This window comes from Demequina sp. NBRC 110052 (genome assembly GCF_002090075.1).
In the GTDB taxonomy this organism is placed as follows: Bacteria; Actinomycetota; Actinomycetes; order Actinomycetales; family Demequinaceae; genus Demequina.
Genome location: NZ_BBRI01000003.1, coordinates 468,925 through 486,066 on the forward strand (window position 1 = coordinate 468,925; position 17,142 = coordinate 486,066).

At 69.0% G+C, this 17,142-nt stretch carries 14 protein-coding genes; 6 read left to right on the plus strand and 8 right to left on the minus strand.

Annotated elements, in window-relative coordinates; genetic code table 11:
* Positions 1-12: 12 nt before the first annotated feature.
* Complete coding sequence (locus tag B7K21_RS09640; protein ID WP_144016165.1) at positions 13-1,773, minus strand: DUF4012 domain-containing protein; 1,761 nt, start codon at positions 1,771-1,773, stop codon at positions 13-15.
* Between the two features lie 67 nt (positions 1,774-1,840).
* Between B7K21_RS09640 and B7K21_RS09645 the strand changes: the two genes are divergently transcribed.
* Both B7K21_RS09645 and B7K21_RS09650 read left to right on the plus strand, forming a co-directional pair.
* Entirely contained in the window at positions 1,841-2,380 is a 540-nt protein-coding gene (locus tag B7K21_RS09645) for a hypothetical protein (RefSeq protein ID WP_084075219.1), read from the plus strand.
* Between the two features lie 160 nt (positions 2,381-2,540).
* Positions 2,541-3,557, plus strand: coding sequence for a GDP-L-fucose synthase (locus B7K21_RS09650; RefSeq protein ID WP_084075220.1), 1,017 nt, complete (start codon positions 2,541-2,543; stop codon positions 3,555-3,557).
* Between the two features lie 30 nt (positions 3,558-3,587).
* Here B7K21_RS09650 and B7K21_RS09655 read toward each other — a convergent pair whose 3' ends face one another.
* From B7K21_RS09655 to B7K21_RS09660, 3 genes are all read right to left on the minus strand, one after another.
* Complete coding sequence (locus B7K21_RS09655; protein ID WP_084075221.1) at positions 3,588-4,058, minus strand: CAP domain-containing protein; 471 nt, start codon at positions 4,056-4,058, stop codon at positions 3,588-3,590.
* Positions 4,059-4,233: 175 nt separating this feature from the next.
* Complete coding sequence (locus B7K21_RS12875) at positions 4,234-4,365, minus strand: hypothetical protein (RefSeq protein WP_255373764.1); 132 nt, start codon at positions 4,363-4,365, stop codon at positions 4,234-4,236.
* A 279-nt stretch (positions 4,366-4,644) separates the two neighbouring features.
* Entirely contained in the window at positions 4,645-5,256 is a 612-nt protein-coding gene (locus B7K21_RS09660; RefSeq protein ID WP_159448475.1) for an ElyC/SanA/YdcF family protein, read from the minus strand.
* Positions 5,257-5,394: 138 nt separating this feature from the next.
* Between B7K21_RS09660 and B7K21_RS09665 the strand changes: the two genes are divergently transcribed.
* A complete protein-coding gene (locus B7K21_RS09665) occupies positions 5,395-6,996 on the plus strand; it encodes an HNH endonuclease signature motif containing protein (RefSeq protein WP_084075223.1) in 1,602 nt (533 codons plus the stop codon).
* A gap of 110 nt (positions 6,997-7,106) precedes the next feature.
* Here the strand turns inward: B7K21_RS09665 and B7K21_RS09670 are convergent, their stop codons facing one another.
* The 3 genes from B7K21_RS09670 to B7K21_RS09680 all read right to left on the minus strand — a co-directional run bounded on the left by B7K21_RS09670 (position 7,107) and on the right by B7K21_RS09680 (position 11,750).
* The gene (locus B7K21_RS09670) at positions 7,107-10,232 is read right to left on the minus strand and encodes an FAD-binding and (Fe-S)-binding domain-containing protein (RefSeq protein WP_084075224.1); all 3,126 of its coding nucleotides are present in this window, start codon (positions 10,230-10,232) and stop codon (positions 7,107-7,109) included.
* Positions 10,233-10,320: 88 nt separating this feature from the next.
* Positions 10,321-11,001 (minus strand): arsenate reductase ArsC, encoded by a 681-nt coding sequence (locus tag B7K21_RS09675; RefSeq protein ID WP_084075225.1) that lies wholly within the window; start codon positions 10,999-11,001, stop codon positions 10,321-10,323.
* 59 nt (positions 11,002-11,060) lie between these two features.
* Positions 11,061-11,750: an ArsR family transcriptional regulator gene (locus B7K21_RS09680; RefSeq protein ID WP_084075226.1), complete on the minus strand. Its 690-nt coding sequence runs from the start codon at positions 11,748-11,750 to the stop codon at positions 11,061-11,063.
* 81 nt (positions 11,751-11,831) lie between these two features.
* Here B7K21_RS09680 and B7K21_RS09685 point away from each other — a divergent pair, with 81 nt between their 5' ends.
* From B7K21_RS09685 to B7K21_RS09695, 3 genes are all read left to right on the plus strand, one after another.
* On the plus strand, positions 11,832-12,749 hold the full coding sequence (locus B7K21_RS09685; protein WP_084075227.1) for an MBL fold metallo-hydrolase: 918 nt from the start codon (positions 11,832-11,834) through the stop codon (positions 12,747-12,749).
* A gap of 254 nt (positions 12,750-13,003) precedes the next feature.
* The gene (locus tag B7K21_RS09690; protein ID WP_084075228.1) at positions 13,004-13,978 is read left to right on the plus strand and encodes a hypothetical protein; all 975 of its coding nucleotides are present in this window, start codon (positions 13,004-13,006) and stop codon (positions 13,976-13,978) included.
* 500 nt (positions 13,979-14,478) lie between these two features.
* The gene (locus B7K21_RS09695; RefSeq protein ID WP_084075229.1) at positions 14,479-15,927 is read left to right on the plus strand and encodes a hypothetical protein; all 1,449 of its coding nucleotides are present in this window, start codon (positions 14,479-14,481) and stop codon (positions 15,925-15,927) included.
* A 408-nt stretch (positions 15,928-16,335) separates the two neighbouring features.
* On the opposite strand, the gene B7K21_RS09700 is transcribed toward B7K21_RS09695, so the two are convergent.
* The gene (locus B7K21_RS09700; RefSeq protein ID WP_084075482.1) at positions 16,336-17,118 is read right to left on the minus strand and encodes a L,D-transpeptidase; all 783 of its coding nucleotides are present in this window, start codon (positions 17,116-17,118) and stop codon (positions 16,336-16,338) included.
* Positions 17,119-17,142 lie beyond the last annotated feature (24 nt).

Below are 17,142 nucleotides of genomic sequence, written 5' to 3' on the forward strand. Positions count from 1 at the left end.
TCCGAGTTCACCTTAACAGCCGTCAATGGGCTGGTCGATCACCGATTTGTAAACTTCCGATGAACTGCCGGGCGTTGCCACCACTTCTGGGGGCAGGACATTTCGCCCAATGGCATTCACAGTGAATACCAGCGTGGTCGAGTCTCCAGGCTCGAGCTCCACCCATGCTTCGACGGCAGTGCGTCCGCCCTGTTCCGCCGCTGCAAGTGGCCCACGCTCGCCGTCCCGGGTCAGGTGCGACACATTGAAGCCATCCGCGGGGTAGATCATCACATTTGCGTGGAAATGACCCGCGGGCACGTACACGTCTCCACCGGAGATATACCAGGGCAACGCCTCGGGGTTTCCCGCGAACGTATGCACGAGTGTGAGCTCGATCGTTTGGCCCGAGACGGAGCCGTCTGAGCACACGAGATTCGTCACCGTGACGTCCTCGTCGATGTAGTAGCCGATCTTCGAGCCCGAGCCATCGTTGAGGAAGACCCCTAGGCGCTCTCCATGTTCCAGGAAGGCGCCACCCACGGGCGTGGTCGCGATGAGCTCCTGTTCTGCGGCATCCGCAGACCAGACCAGGAAGCGGCCATCCTCGATCGCTCGTTCCACGCCAGCCACCGGACTCGCTCCTCCACCGAGGATCTGCGCGAAGAGCACTGCGGCCGCCTGAGCGAAGAACGCGTCCTGCTCCGCTGGGTCCTCGATGCGCAGGTACGCCTCGTTGAGCATGACGTCTGCGAGAGTGTCGGACGTGATCTGAAACCCCTGGATCTCCACGGCCGGGGAGCCCTCGAGCATGTAGCCGAGCGCCACGGGGTCCACCGAAACGACCGCGTCGGGCGTCTCGCCGTGCGAGTCCTGCCAGAAGGCACTCACAATCTCGCCGGTACGGGGGAACTCGGGGGTGAGGTTCGCGTCCTGCGGGTAGATCACCGGACGCCGAGTGAAGATGTTCTCCTCCTCGTCCGTCAGCTCCAGCACCCCGTCGTGGTTGACCATCGAGGCGGCAGAGGCGTACTCGCCCATACGCATCACTCCGTCGACTACGACGACCTCGATGAACGCCCCCGGGATGCCACCGGTCGTGCGCGGCTCGGCATTGTTCTGCACCACCACCAGGTAGTGACGTTCGCCCTCGCCGCCGAGCATGCCAGGCAGGACCTCAGCCGCGACGTGCGCGCCCTGGACGAGCTCAGCGAGGTCGTCCAATTGGCTCTCGAGCGTGAGGTACTGCTCCCGGATGAAGCCCACGGTTCCGCCAAGACTGACCTCAGCCAGAGCGTCGGACTGCTCGGCGAGGGTGGTCGCCGCGAGCGCGAGGGTCTCGCGGTACGGCTCGAGCACGTAGGGGTCGATGCGACCATCGACCACGGCTGGCGCCTCAAGCGCGCTGAGGTCGTCCAGCGCGGCCAGCGGCGCGAGCGCACCCTCGGCCATCGCCTCCACCGAGTCGCCCGCCTGCATCAGCGGCACGGCCTGGCTCTTGACCCACGGAATCTGAGACGCGAGCCACCAGTGCGGGCCACTCGTCGCGGACGCAAAAGTGTCGGCAGCCGCCTGGACCTCGACAACCTCGGCCGTCAGCGCATCGGCGTCACGTGCGGAGACCGCCGCCTGCGCCGCGGCGGCGTGAGACTTGAGGTCGTCCGCGGCGCCCAAGAGCCTCCAGCCGTCGTACGCGAACAGCCCCGCGAGCACCAGCAGCACCAGGCCCGACGCGCCCGCCACCCAGGGCCAGACGCGCCTTCTCTGCACGGAAGCGTGCTGGTACGTTGTCATGCGTTGCCGTCCCCCGGGCCTCAAGTTCGTGGACTGCGCACCCGGCATTGACGTCTAGGGGGAGACGATGACCACGCTGCTGACTGTCTGCACCGGCAACATCTGCCGCTCCCCCGCCGGAGCGCTGCTGCTCGAAGAATACCTGGGAGACATCGCCAGTTCCGTCAGCGCGGGCGCGCACGCGATGGTGGACCACGGCATCCCCAGCGAGATGCTCACCGAGCTCGGTGCGGACGGCATCGACGGCTCGCGCCACCGCGCGCGCCAGCTCGATGCCCACCTCATGAAGTCCGCAGACCTGGTGCTGTGCATGACGCGCGACCACCGCACGCTTGCCGCCCAGACGGACCCCGCGTCGCTGCGCAAGGTGTTCACGCTCATGGAGGTCGCAGAGACTGCCCGGCGCGGCGCGAAGCTTGAGGGCTCGACGCCAGCCGAGCGACTGAGCGATGTCCCGCTCGCTGTCGCCGCCTTCCGGCCCGAGCTCGCGGGCGCCGACATCCCCGACGTGCCGGACCCCTACAAGAGGGACCTGGGCGCGTATCACGAGAGCTACGCCATGATTCGGGCTGCCGTGCGAGACATCGCGGCGTGGGTGCGCGGCTGAGGCATTCCTCACGCCGTGACCCGCATTCCGCGTCGCCGCAACTTTGTTGTCACATGTGGCACATATAGTGACGGCGATACCGACGCGCACCATGAGGGGGCGTGCGATCGGCGGCTATCCGCAACCGTGAGATGACCGCCCCGGCAACCGAGGGGTTCTTGTGAACGCTGCAGAGCACGGCACCACCGCGACCACACAGACCGCGGAGGACGGCGTCGAGTACACGCCGGGGCCGCTGGACCGCGCCGCGCCGTTCTACGTCGCGGGCCACCGGGGACTCGTCGGTTCCGCGATCTGGCGCCGGCTCGAGGCGGGCGGCTTCACGAACCTGATCGGCCGCACTCACGCCGAGCTCGAGCTCACCGACCGCGACGCCGTGTTCGCCCACTTCGCCGAAACCAAGCCGAAGTACGTGGTGCTCGCCGCCGCCAAGGTCGGCGGAATCATGGCGAACAAGACCTACCCCGTCGACTTCCTCTCCGACAACGTGCGAGTCCAGGCCAACGTGATCGACGCAGCGATCGAGCACGGCGTGGAGCGGTTCCTGTTCCTCGGCTCCAGCTGCATCTACCCCAAGTACGCGGAGCAGCCGCTGCGCGAGGACTCGCTGCTCACCGGCTACCTCGAGCCCACCAACGACGCCTACGCCATCGCCAAGATCGCCGGCATCCTGCACATCCAGGCCGCACGCCGCCAGTATGGCCTCCCCTGGATCTCCGCCATGCCGACCAACCTGTACGGGCCCAACGACAACTTCCACCCCACCAGGTCCCACGTGCTCCCCGCACTGATCCGTCGCTACGACGAGGCCGTCAAGGCCGGTGCGGAGACGGTCACCAACTGGGGCACCGGCAGCCCGCGCCGCGAGTTCCTCCACTCCGACGACATGGCCGACGCGTGCCTGCACCTCATGGAGCACTACGACGGCCCCTCACAGGTCAACGTGGGCTCGGGCTCCGACGTCACGATCAAGGAGATCGCCGAGACCATCGCCAAGGTCGTCGGCTACGAGGGCGAGACCGAGTGGGACACCACCAAGCCCGACGGAACCCCTCAGAAGCTGCTCGACGTCTCCAAGCTCGCCGATGCCGGCTGGACCAGCCAGATCTCTCTCGAAGAGGGCATGCAGCGCACCGTCGCCTGGTACCGCGAGAACGCCGAGACGCTGCGGGGCTGAACCCGCCCCAGCGTCGGGCATGCAGCCGACCTACTCCGGCACCGGCGCGACGCCCTCGAACAGTTGCGAGCAGGTAGGGCCTTGGTCTGACGGCACGCACGCGACGCCGCTGACCTCCCAGCCCGGGTTCACGAGGTTCTGATAGTGGCTCGCAGAGTTGACCCAGCGGTCGAAGAGACCAGCGGGATTGCGCTCGTCGCGCACCAGGTTCTCGCCAATCATGTTGCCCTCGGTGCAGGAGGGAGTCATCGGCTCATGCTCCAGGTACTCGAGCGTGCTGGCCGTCTGCGCGCGGGGCTCCGCCATCTGCGCGAGGCAGTCGTTCCACTCGAGGGTTCCGAGACCCTCGTCCACGCGCAGCTCGTTCGTGAGGTCGAAGAGCTCCCGGGCGTACCCGTCGTAGTCGACGGGCTCGTCGATCGAGTAGTCGGGCGCACAGGCCGCGAGCAACAGCGCCGACGCCGCCACGACCAGCGCGGCATGCACGGGGAGGCGCCTCATGCGGCCAGAGTAGTAGCACCCCGGACATGACAAACCCCGCCGAGAGTCATCCTCGACGGGGTCGATGTGCAGCGGACCTTGCAGTGGTCCCGTGCGCCCGGCGTGCGGCCCTGAAGGCTCGCGTGCCGGACGCTCCTCTCGCGTCAGCCCCGTGCGGGCTGCGCGCGGTGACCGATCAGCGGATGTCGGTGCGGGAGGTGGCCTCCATGGCGGCAAGAACCTCGTCGCGGATGGGGGCGGGCAGGTTCGCGTAGCTGGTGCTGGCGGACTTGCGGTAGAAGATCGAGAAGACGTTCGATCCGATCATTGTCGTGCTCCTTCATATGGTGTTCTGTGAAGCACCGGGAGCCTCGACGTGAAGGCCGGGAATCCCGGTGGCCCCACGTTGGGACAAAGAAAAACTCGCCCTTGCCGCTGTCTGCCGACATTGCCAAGTGCGAGTTGCTGGTTCCAACGGTAGCACGGGCACGAGTATTCCGAAACCCACAGTCCACGGATTTACCAGGGGTTTACCCTGCGCGCTCGGGCCTTTGCCTCCGAAACGATTCGGTGCGGGAAAAGCGGCGGCGACCCCGGCGTCGGGCGTTTACCGAGCGATCTCGGAGACCCCCGCGTCGGTCAGACCCGAACCGTCGCCGCAGCCGCCCTTGAGCCACACCTTCACGAACGCCCCCGACTGGTAGGCGAACATGTACGCCCAGTAGTACGGCTCGAGCTCCTGCTCGGAGTCCACCATCGCCACCTCGCCATCGAAGCACTGCTCCGTGATCGCGCGAGCGCGCGTGAGGTGCGGGGTGAAGGTGATCACGGCGGCACTGTCCCAGCCGCGCGCCTCGGACTCGGTGCGCAGCCAGCGCGCCTCACCCTGCGTGGTGAACGGCTCGGGCCTCGCGCACAGCACCGTGACGCCCTCCACGCCGAAGGTGCAGACCGCCTGCGCCTTCTCATACGCCGTCGCCTCGGGGTCCAGGGAGATCATCAGGGTGTCGGCAGTGCCTTGGTGGAGCAGCTCGAGCGCCTTGTCGACGCGGGCGTCCGCCGGCGGGCCGATCACAAAGACCACATCGGCCCGCTCGATGTCCTGCGGCGCCGTGGCGGCCGGGAAGACGAATGCAGGGACCGCGACCGCCAGGTAAGCGAACGCGAGCGCGAGCAGAACCGCGCCGGTCACCTTGAGCCCTCGGCGCGTGCGCTGCATGAGCGCGAGGGTAGCGGGCGCGGGTTGCGGGGAAGTTGCGGGGCCTGGACGTACGGAGGGCAGTGCCGCATCGGGAGTCATTCGTGTGCTTTGAGGCAGTTTGGGGTGAATGTCAGTGGCTTGCTATTGACTTGAGGCATGGACATCGGGACTGCTGAGCTCATCGCCGCGGCGCGCGAGCTACAGCGGTTCGACGGCCGCGACACCGGTTCCCTGAGCGACCAGGAGCTCGTCGAGTATGTGCGTGCCGGAGACCGCGTGGCGCATCTCGGCGGGACGCACCGGGCGGTGGGCTCGCACGAGGTGGAGGTGCGGTCCGACTCCTCGCTGGGCGAGCGCTCCTTCGCGCGCCGGCATGGGCAGCGCACAGCCCAGCACCTGATTGCGCGACTCACTGGGATGAGCGCCGGGGCGGCCGCCAGGGTGCTCGAGGTGGGGCGAATGCTCGCCGGGGCAGCGGCAGCGTTCAGTCTCGACGGGCAGGACGCGCGCGACGACGCTTCGAGCCCGACGCAGGGTGGCGCGGCGGGTGACCGGAATACGCCCGACGGTCGGGCTGGGTGCTCGCCCACGCTCGACGGCGGCGAGGAGACAGACGACGATCCGGGGCTGGGTCCTGCGCCTGGGCCGGGACCCGGGCCAGCGCCGATGCCATCACCGACGCCGACGCCGACGCCGATAGTGCGCGGCGCTGCGGACGGCGTGTATCGGCGGGTCGCTGAGGCCACCGCGCGCGGCGCGATCAGCGGCGAGCTGTCACACCTCATCACGCGCACTCTCAACGAGGTCCGGGCCCTGCGGGCGGCGCTCGAGGAGGCTCGGGCCGTGGGCGGTCCCGGGGCGCCGACGCATCAGTCGGCGGCGTGGACCGAGCCCGACGCTCTGGAGGCGCTGCTCGTGCGCCTCGCCATCGAGAGCACCCCCACGGACCTGCGCCGCAAGTGCCTCACGGCGCGAGCCGCGGCGGACCCCGTCGCATGGGAGGCCCGCGAGCGCAGGCACCGTGAGGAGCGGTTCCTCATCGTGAACGCGGAAGAGGACGGGACCGTGACGTTGCGGGGCCGACTCGACGCGACCTCCGCGGCACCCCTCGTCACCTTCCTCGACGAACAGGTGCGCGCCGCGATGCAGAAGCGCCGCGGACTCCCCCGCAGCGCCGACCCGCGCGGCGCTGGCGCGATGCGACTCGACGCACTCGTGGACCTCGCGAGGCACGGACTCGGATGCTCCGAGCAGGCCACCGGCGTCACGACCACCGTCATGGTTCGCGTGGCGAAGGCGGAGCTCGACTCAGACGTCGGCCTCGCCGACTGCGACGGCCTCCTCGCACCCGTCAGCATCGGATCGCTGCGGCGCATGGCCGTCGACCTCGCCGTGCTGCCCGCCGTGCTCGGCTCCACGGGGCAAGTGCTCGACCTCGGGCGGACCGAGCGACTCTTCACCCCGGCACAGAGGCTCGCCATCGGCGAGCGCGACGGCGGCTGCGCCATGTGCGGAGCACCGCCCAGCTGGTGCGCGACACACCACATCGACTGGTGGGCGCGCGGCGGCCGGACGGACATCTCCAACGGGGTGCTCCTCTGCACCAACTGCCACCATCGAGTCCACGACAAGACCTGGGACATCGTGCCCCGCGACGGGGAGATCTACATCCGACCCCCTGCATCCATCGACCCTGCGCGCAGGTTGCGGCCCGCGGTGCGCAGGCGAGTCGAGCAACCCGGCGCCACTGCGGCATGAAGCAGACGACCACCCCGGCACGGGGCCTGCGAGACGGGCCTGCGTGGACGGGGCGGTCGTGTTGCGTGCGCTAGGACTTGGCGGCGTGCGCTAGGACTTGGCGGCGTGCGCTAGGACTTGGCGGCGCGCGCGAGCAGCTCCGCGAGATGCAGACCGTCGACCCCGGCGACGTGATCGGCCTGTGTGCGGCACGAGACACCGTCCGCCATGTAGACCGCCCCTGAACCGCTCACGCCCTCCGTGCCAGGCACCACTGTGCCGCCCTTGGACAGCCCCGCCTTCTCGAGCGCCGGCACGAGCGAGGTCTTCGCGATGTCCACCGACAGGTCGTAGTGCCCCTTCTCGTAACCCCAGTTGCCTGCCAGACCGCAGCAGCCCGAAGCCTCCGTCACCGTCGCACCCGCACGAGCGAGCAGATCGCGGTCCGCGACGTAGCCCATCACCGAGTACTGGTGGCAGTGCGGCTGCACCACGACGTCCACCCCTTCGAGGCTCGGCACCTCCCACTCGGGGCTCGGCTTCACCGGGGCGCGACCCGTGAGCACCTCGGCGAGCGTGAACGTATTGACCGCGACCGAGCGGGCGCGAGGGTCGTCGGGAAGGATCTCCGTGAGGTCACCCCGCAGCACCGCAGTGCAGGAGGGCTCGACCCCGACGATCGGGATCCCGTTGACCGCATACGGACCCAGCACAGTGAGCAGGTGCTCAAGGTGCTTGCGCGCTCCATCCAGCTGACCCGTCGAGATCCACGTGACGCCGCAGCAGGCATCGCCCGCGACGACGATGACCTCGAAGCCTGCGCTCTCGAGCACCTCGACGATCGCTGTCGGGATCTCCGGGTCCAGCCCATCGGTGAACGAGTCCGCCCACAGCACCACCCGGTTGTCGCTGCGCGCCGCGCCGTTGCCAGCCCCGCCGTTGCCAGCCGCGCCAGCGAGCCCGGCGAGCCCGTCGGCGGCCCTGGCCCCTGCGTCGGCGCTTGCCCGCGAGATGTCCGTGGCGCCGGACGGGCGATGCGACTTCGCGACCGCCGATCTGCTGAACGGCTTGGAGGCGAACTTCGGTAGCGAGCGTCGGCCGTCCAGGCCCGCGATGGGAAGCACAAGGCGGCGGATCCAGCCCACCCCGAGCACCCCATTGACGAGCCACGGCACCCAGCCGATCAGCTTCATCCACCTCGGCAGCCACCCGATCGAATAGTGCGCCATAGGGCGGAGCTTGCCCTGGTAGGACCGGTGGAGCACTTCGGACTTGTAGGCCGCCATGTCGATTCCGCTCGGGCAGTCCGAGGAGCACGCCTTGCAGCTGAGGCACAGGTCGAGGCTCTGACGCACCTCGGGAGCGGTGAGCCCTCCGATGAGCGAGCCATTGATCGCGTCCTGCAGCACGCGGGCGCGGCCGCGCGTCACGTCCTTCTCATCCTTGGTCGCCGCGTACGAGGGGCACATGAAGCCCGTGCCCGTGCCGGGCAGGTCCGCGCGGCACTTGCCCACGCCCGTGCAGCGGTGCACCGCCTCGGTGAGGTCGCCGTGGTCGTGCCCGAAGGCGAGACCGCCCTTCGAGGGTTCCGTCCTGGGGGCCGCGGGACGGCGGAGGTCAGCGTCCAGCGGCGCCGGATCCACGACGATGCCGGGATTCAGCAGGTGGTGCGGGTCGAACAGCGCCTTCACGCGCGAGAACAGCTCGACCGACTCGGGCGAGTACATGGTCGCGAGCAGCTCCGAGCGGGCACGGCCGTCGCCGTGCTCACCGCTGAGGGAGCCGCCGTGCGAGACGACGAGGGCAGCCGCGTCCTCCATGAAGGCACGCAGCGGGGCCCCGTCCTCCTGCAGCGGGATGTCCAGGCGCACGTGGATGCAGCCATCGCCGAAGTGCCCGAACGGTTGACCCTCCACACCGTGACGCTCCATGAGGGCGTCGAAGTCGCGCAGGTACGCTCCGAGCTTCTCCGGCGGCACCGCCGCGTCCTCCCAGCCCGGCCAGCACTCCTTATTGGTGACGGTGCGGCCCGCGAGCCCCGCGCCGTCGGCACGGATGGCCCACAGCTTCGCCGACTCCCCCGCGTCACGCACCACGCGATACGTGTCGGTGCCCGCGTCGGCAGCGAGCGCCGCCATCTTCGTCTCGGCCTCCTCGGCAGTGTCGGCACCGACCTCGACCAGCAGCCAGCCAGCCCCCGCAGGGAAGTCAGGCACGCCGTCCGCGCCCTTGGCGGCCCGCACCCTGGCGACGAGGCGGGCGTCCAGGCCCTCCACCGCGTCGGGCTTGTGCGGGAGCATCCCGACCACGGCGTCGGCTGCGGCGGGCATGTCCGGGTAGGCGAAGACGCCCGTGAGCCGCACCGGCGGGATCGGCACCAGGCGCAGCGTCGCCTCGAGGGTGGTCGCGAGCGTGCCCTCCGAGCCCACGAGGAACCGCGCGAGGTCGCTGCCGAGCTCGGGCAGCAGATGCTCCATCGAATAGCCCGAGACCTGGCGCGTAAAGCGCCCGAACTCGGTGCGGATCAGGGCGAGGTTGCCCTCGACGAGCTCGGCAAGACCAGGGACGACGCTCGGCCCGGCCGTGCCCGACGCGCTCGTCGGGGCACCCGCCGCACGCACCCCGCTCGCCTTGCCGGCACCGCTGTTGCCCTGGGCCTTCGCCCTCCCGTGCGACGCTGCGGGGGCGGCCGTGAAGCGCCTCCCGAGGCCATCGACCGCATCGAGACGCAGCACGTTGTCCGCCGTGCGGCCGAATGCGAGCGCATGCGGGCCGCACGCGTTGTTGCCGATCATTCCGCCCAGCGTCGCCCGGGTCCAGGTCGACGGGTCAGGGCCGAAGCGCAGCCCGTGCGGCGCGACCGCGCGCTGCAGGTCGCCCATGATGACGCCCGGCTGCACGCGAGCCGTGCGGTTCTCCACGTCGATCTCGAGGATCTGGTTCATGTGGCGCGACGTGTCGATGACGATGCCCGTGCCGATTGCGTTGCCCGCGACCGAGGTGCCCGCCCCGCGCATGGTGATCGGCGTGCGCGTCTCGCGCGAGATGCGGTGGACGGTGAGGACGTCGTCCGCGTCGAGCGGGAAGACGACCACCTGGGGCACAACCCGATAGTTGGAGGCGTCCGTCGAGAACTCGGCACGGCGTCGGGCGCTGTCATCGACCTCGCCACGCACACTCTTGCGCAGACGCTCGACGAGGTCGGTCGTGGCTGGTGCGGTCGCGGGAGTCGGTGCCGTGGTCGTCACGTTCGCCATTGTGGCACTGCGCGCGCCGCGTGAGCCCGGGGACGAGGACCTATGCGCGCGCGGCGCGCGGCCTGGCCTGCCCGGCGGTGGGTCCCCGCTAGACCGTCGCGGACTCCCTGGCGGCCACCTCGAGGCCGAGCTCCCCGAGCAGGCCGAGGACCCGCGCCTCGATCTGGTCGCGAGCGTTCCGCGCCCCAGCCGCGCCGCTGAGGTCGCCCTCGAACGTCCAGTCGAGGTAGCGCTTTCCCGGGTAGACGGGGCAGGCGTCACCGCAGCCCATGGTGACGATGACATCGGCCGCGCGCAGGGTCTCCTCGGTCCAAGGCTTGGGGAACTCGCCCGTGATGTCGATGCCGATCTCAGCCATGGCCGCCACGGCATCGGGGTTGATCTCGGCGCCAGGCTCGGAGCCGCCCGACCAGGCGAGCGCGCGCCCTGCCGCATACTTCTCGAACAGTCCCAGCGCCATCTGCGACTTGCCCGCGTTATGCACGCACAGGAACAGCACGGCCGTTCGCTCGTCCCCGGTGCGACGGTGGCTCGAGGCCTGCATGCGCTGGCGCGCGAACTTCTCGGCGAGGAGGGGCACGAACTGCGGCACGCGGGCGCGCGCCGAGAGCGTCGCATACGAGTGGTCGAGCAGCTGGCGCACCGTCTCGCGACCGAAGGTGCCGGCGAACTCCTCGATGAGACGCTCGTGCGCCCTGTCGAGCGAGTATTGAACATCGAGCGGGATGGGGTCGTGCGTCTCGGTCTGGTCGTGCTCGGGGGTGATCATGGTGTCCTCTCGGGGAGCCTGCGTGGGGGGTGACGGTGGGTGTGGGTCCTGGCGCGGGGTCAGGCGAGGGAGTCTGCGAGGCGCCCGACGCGGCGCTCGAGGCTCTCGAACGACGAGGCGAATGCGTCGGGGTCGGGGCTTGCCGCAGGGTCGGGGACGGACCAGTGCAGCAGGTCCATCTCGTCGTCGAGCTCTTCGTAGGCGTTGTCGCACACCGCGATGACGAGGTCGCCGGGCCGGAGTGCGCTCTCGAGCGTGGCGGGGCGCGCGCTGACGGGCGCGAGGCCGTGCGCGTCGATCTGCGCGAGCGCGCGGGGATGGATCGCCTCGCCTGGGTGAGTGCCGGCCGAACCGACCTGGACCGTGCCGCGCGACGCGAGCAGCGCGGCAGCCATCTGGCTGCGCGCCGAGTTCTCGGTGCACACGAACACGACGCGGGTCGCGTCGAGGTGACGCGAGGCGGCTGCAGTAGCGGCGACCACGGCGTCGTCCCAGCGCAGGCTCACGTAGTTGCGGCGCCCATCCCCGTCGGAGCGGCGGCGGCGCACGATGCGCGCCGCCTCGAGCGTCTTGAGGTGGTGGGCGAGCAGGCTGGAACTGAGTCCGAGCAGGTCGCCGAGTTCTCCCGGTGCGAGGTCGCGGGTCGCGAGCGAGTCCACGATCCTGAGCCGCTGGGGGTCTGCGAGGGCGCCGTGAATGGTCGCGCGGCGCGCGAGTCGCTCGTTGTCGCCTGAGATTGCCTCAACCATGATTGAGATATTAGACGCTGTCGGCGCGCGAAGCAACGGCACCCCCTTCCCCTCGTGGATGGGCTGCGGCAGAGTGTCGCTATGACCGATTCCCCGATCGGCCGCGTGGTCGCCGTCTCCACCGGAACCGTGCGCGTGCGACCCCAGAACATCGCCGGCGACTGGCGCCCGATGCTGTGGTGGACCGCGACCTCCCGCACCTGGTCGGAGCCCATGCCGATCTGGACCTTCGCGATTGAGCACCCCCGCGGACTCGTCCTGTTCGACCTGGGCCAGTCCCCCGCATCGGCCGAGCCCGGCTACTACCCGGGCGGCTTCCTCGGCTGGGCATTCGCGCGCCAGGCCTCGTTCGTCGTCGAGCGCAGCCTGCCCGACGCCCTGGCTGGCGAAGGCATCGGCCTGCCCGACGCGTCGATCGCCGTGGTCTCGCACCTCCACCAGGATCATGCGGGCAACATCGCGCTTCTCGAGCCCGGCGTGCCCGTGCTCGTGAGCGCGCAGGAGCATGGCCTGCTGGACGCGAAGACGCCCGAGATGCACGGCGTGATGCCCCGACACGTCTCCCCGAAGGGCGCGAACCTGCTGCCCGTGCCTCTCGACAATTTCGCCGATAACTCCCCGGCCACCACCGTGGAGCCACCGGCGGCGCTGCTCGCCCTCGGGGGCGGCCCATGCGACGACCCGGAGCTCTCCGGCTTCCCCGGCGCCTGGGATCTGTATGGCGACGGCTCGCTCGTCCTGCTATCCACGCCCGGGCACACACCCGGGTCCGCGAGCCTGCTGATCAAGCGCGGGAGCCGGTCGCCCCTGCTGCTCGTCGGCGACGTCACCTACGATCCGACTCTCATGCCCCAGGGAATCGTCCCTGGTACAGGTGCCGAAGGGCTGCAGCGCACCACCACAGCGGAGATCGTCGCGCTCGCCGAGCGACTGCCAGGTCTCGTGGTCCTCGCGGCGCACGACCCCGCCGTGCCACATCTGCTCTCGACCGCGCACTGACCAGGCGCAGAGCCACAGAGAACAGAGCCGCCGCATCGGACGTTGCCCCAGGCGCCCGCCTACAGCATCGGGCAGGTGCCCCGACCCGGCCCATCGCACCCCGCGGAAGGGACCGCGAACCGGTCTCGAATGTGTCGGATTCCACAGAATCACGCCTCGGATGTTGCGTACGTCACACTTTGGCGCTTTGATTGCCCACGAGGTTCCTCGGGAGCGGAGGGAGTTCCCGGCCTCGACATGGGGGGAAACCACCGATGAAACTACGCGACAAGATCGCGGCGGTGATCAGCGCCAGCATGCTGGCTGTCACCGCCTGGGCCATCCCGGCCTACGCCGGCGGGTCGGATGACCCGACACCGTACACCGTCGACGAGGACGGCATCACGCTCGCACCGGGCGACGTGTTCGAGGACAACGGGCACGTCAACATTGAGGTGGACGTGGCAGGAGAGCTGAAGAAGCTCAACCTGCACTTCGAGTCGCTGAACCAGGCGCCCGACAGCCCCAAGAGCTACTACATTGGCAAGTCGTTCCTGCCGTGGTCCGCCTTCGGCCTCGAGGGCGATTTCTGCGTCACCTGGGTGCAGATCTCGCTGTACAACGAGCACTTCGGCGAAGGATCGCAGGAGAGCATGTGCATCGGCCTCGAGGGCCAGTGCCCGTCCGGCTACGACAAGCCCGCATCCGGCTGGGACAACACGTCGCTGTCGTGGACCGCCGACAAGGCGTACAAGGCAGTCATCCTCGTGGGCGGTCCGCCGAACTCGAACAACGACGACCCCGACGGCCGCTTCAAGTACTTCTACGACGTCGAGCAGGGCGAGACCATCACGCGCGTCGCGCACGCCATCAGCCACCTGTGTGTCATTCCCTCCACGCCGCCGGACGGCGAAGAGCCCCCGGGCGGGGACGACCTCTTCATCTGCGTCTGGAACTCCGAGACCGAGACCTCCGAGAAGACCCCGGTGGAGGCGATCGGCGAGGACGACATCGAGTGGACCGAGGAGGGATGCGAGCCCGACGGCGGCGTCTCCGACAACCCGCCCAACGGGGAGACACCGGTGTTCATCTGCGAATGGGACGCCGAGCAGGAGAAGTCCGTGAAGGTCCGCGTCGACGAACTCGGCGAGAACGACATCGAGTGGACCAACGAGGGCTGCGCGCCCATCGTGGAGACCGAGGTCCTCTCCTCCGGTCCGCCGATCGCCACGCCCACCTACACGGGCTAGCACCCACTGTCGCCAGCGCGGCGGTCGGTCACCGTCCGCCGCGCTGGCCCAGACCAGCCGCTCGCGCCACGGTCCCCCTCCGTTCCTGAGCGCCACCGGCGGCGAAGGCTGAAGGCCGGGTCATGCGTCCCCCGAGGCGCGTGGCCCGGCCTTCGGCGTCTCGCGGGCCCGAGCAAGGCGCTAGCGGCCGCGTCTCGCGCTGCCGGGCGAGTGCTGCGGAGCCGCTGCTCCACCATGGCCAAATTGTGTGAGGTCTGCCACACTGTGAGCACGAGAGTTGCCGCCGTGGGCGCCCGATCAGCGCCTAGGAGAGCTCCTGAAGATGGCACTGCGAGCCACCAATTGGGACGAAGCGCTCAAGTCTCGAGCCACTTACACCGATAACCGCGTTCTTGGCAATATTCGTGTTGCATATCTCACACTCGCGGACGTACCGTGAAGCGTCGAGGCTCCACATGGGGGTGGAGGGATCCCCAGGCCTCGCAGCTGAGGTGAGTGCAATGAAACTCCGAGGAAAGATCGCGGCGATCTCAAGCGCCGCAGCGCTGGCGGTGTCCGCATGGGCCATCCCGGCGTACGCGACTCCGCCAGGTGAGTCGCCCACCACCGAGAACCCGAACCACCCCGACTACTGGGAGGTCGAGTACCCGGGTGCGACCTGTTACAAGGACGACAGCACCTACGGCGACGTCAAGACCGACGGCGACGGCAAGACCTACGTCGAACTCAAGGGCGACTACGACTACGTCTCGTTGATCGTCAAGGGCGGCAGCTCCGGCGGTGACGGCAACGGCAACGCCATCTTCGACGACCCCGTGGTCGGCGAGGCGTACTACCCGCCGCTCAACAACGGCGACCAGCAGGCCGGCGTCTCCCACTGGATCGTCTGCATCGGCGACGGTGACGAGGAGCCCGAGTACGTCTGCGGCTGGGTCGAAGGCGAGCCCACCATGCTGCTCAAGGAGGACTACCCGAACCTTCCGCCGTGGCAGGAGGATGGGGACTACAACGGTTGCGGTGAGCCCGAGGAGCAGGAGTACAACTACTGCGACGCCACCGAGCGCCCTGCGGGCATGTCGATCGCCGAATGGCTCGCCGAAGGCGAGTTCAACGGAGCCGACTGCTTCGAGTTCACGCCGGCGCTCCAGTGCGGCTCGTTCGACTGGACCATCGACGAGTCCCCCGAAGGCATCGGACCCTACGAGGTCAGATACCTCGAAGGTGCGGGCATGACCACCGATGCCGTCAACGGCATGATGATGCCGGCCACGTTCCCTGAGGACTACAACGGCGGTTCCGTGGTCATCACAGTGTGGCTGCAGGGCCCCGAGAAGGACTACCTGGTCGGCACTGGCCTGCCGAACTACTGGGACAACAACGGCCGCAACGTCACCATCGACACCGACTGCCTGCCCCCCTCGGGTGGCGAGCTTCCGGTGACGATGGACGCTGAGCTCACGGGCGTCTGCATCGGCGACACCCCGTGGATCCAGTACGACATCGAGGTCAACGACCCCGGCGAGCAGCTGCCCGTCGGCGCCAAGGCGACGATCTCGCTGAAGGACCCGAACTACCCCGGCATGCCCACTCCGTGGGAGGTCGACTTCGGCATGGGCTACCTGCTGTGGCCCGGGGCTGAGATCGCACCGGCTGAGGGACTGACCGAAGGTGACATCGATCCGACGGATCCGAGCACCTACGTGATCCTCAACTGGCCCGGCTGGGAGAAGGTCGGCGACGCATGGGCGCAGGTCTCCCCCGAGAACTACGGGTGGTCTGCCACCGCAGCGGGAGTGCCGTACGAGATCTCGGTGAACCCGACCACGATGGGAACGCTGTTCTACCCGCCGGCCGGTGACTCCGACTCGACGAACTGCCTGCCGCCGGACGTCGACACCACGGTGCTGTCCTCTGGACCGCCTACCGCAACGCCTAGCTACACCGGCTAGACATCAACGAATCGGGCCGGCGAATGCCGGCCCGATTCGTTTTCCCGGGCTGATCTCATGGCCCCTCAGAGAGACGCCAGCTGCGCATTCGCAGCGGCGCCCGTGAGATCAAGCCCCCGAGCCGGCATCGGAACTGCGCCCCCCCTTAGCGGTTTCGATGTCGGCTCGGCCCTGTCTGGCCTCGCCCATCGGGCCTGCCGCTGCTCCCCGCTGCTGCTGCGCCCCCGCTGCCCGCCGCTAGGCCCCCGCTGCTGCGCCCCCGGATCCGAAGTGACGGCTGAGGCGCGACTGTGAGCATCGTCGAGCGCGAGTTGCCCATCTGACCGTCACTTCGGCAGACAAGCGGGCAGCGTGGGCGCGGGTGGCGCGGGTGGCGTGGGCGTGGGCGTGGGTGGCGCGAGCGCGGGGTCAGCCCGAGATCGTCACCGGGGTGCCGAGCGGCGGGTTGATCTCCAGCACCAGCTTCGTGATCTGGTCATTGGGAAGCCGGATGCATCCGCTCGAGACGTCCTTGCCGAACGAGTCCGCGTTGTTCGTGCCGTGGATGCCGATGATCGGCTGGCCACCGTTGAAGGAGTCGAGCACAGGCTGATAGCCCGAGAGCCCGTATGCGTAGGGGCCGTACACCGTGTTGGGGTCCGGGAGTTGAAGGACCTCGCGCAGGTAGTAGCCGCCGCCCGGGGTCGGCCGGTCCGCGCGGCCCACACCCACCGTGGTCTCCATCACGAGAGTCGCGCCCTTCCACACCTTGAGGTTGTACTCGCTGAGCGAGATCTCGATCCAGTAGTCGGTGTAGCTGAGCGTCACGTCCGAGGCCCGGATCCACCCCGTGGAGCCGTTGGGCTGAATGGGGAGGTCCACCAGCAGCCAGTCGCCGTCGTTCTCCTGCACATGGAACACGAACGGCGTCTGGTCAGGCACCGTGAGCAGATCGCGGGCATTGAGCGTGCGCGTCACAGTGCCGCCCGCGGCGTCGTACACGTCGATCGTCATCCCGCCGACCGTCGCGATGGTGCTGATGTGGTCGTCCACGTTGACGCTGTGCGTCACGTCCGGCATCGCGGAGCCCTCACCGGTGACCTCGCCGACAGAGGTCGCTGTCGGGTCGACCTCGATGGGGGTGTCCGGCGCGCACGCCGTCAACGCCAGCGCGACGAGCACGGCGGCGGCCACACGTTGCAGTCGACGCATCGACCCTCCCTCAGCGGCGCGGGG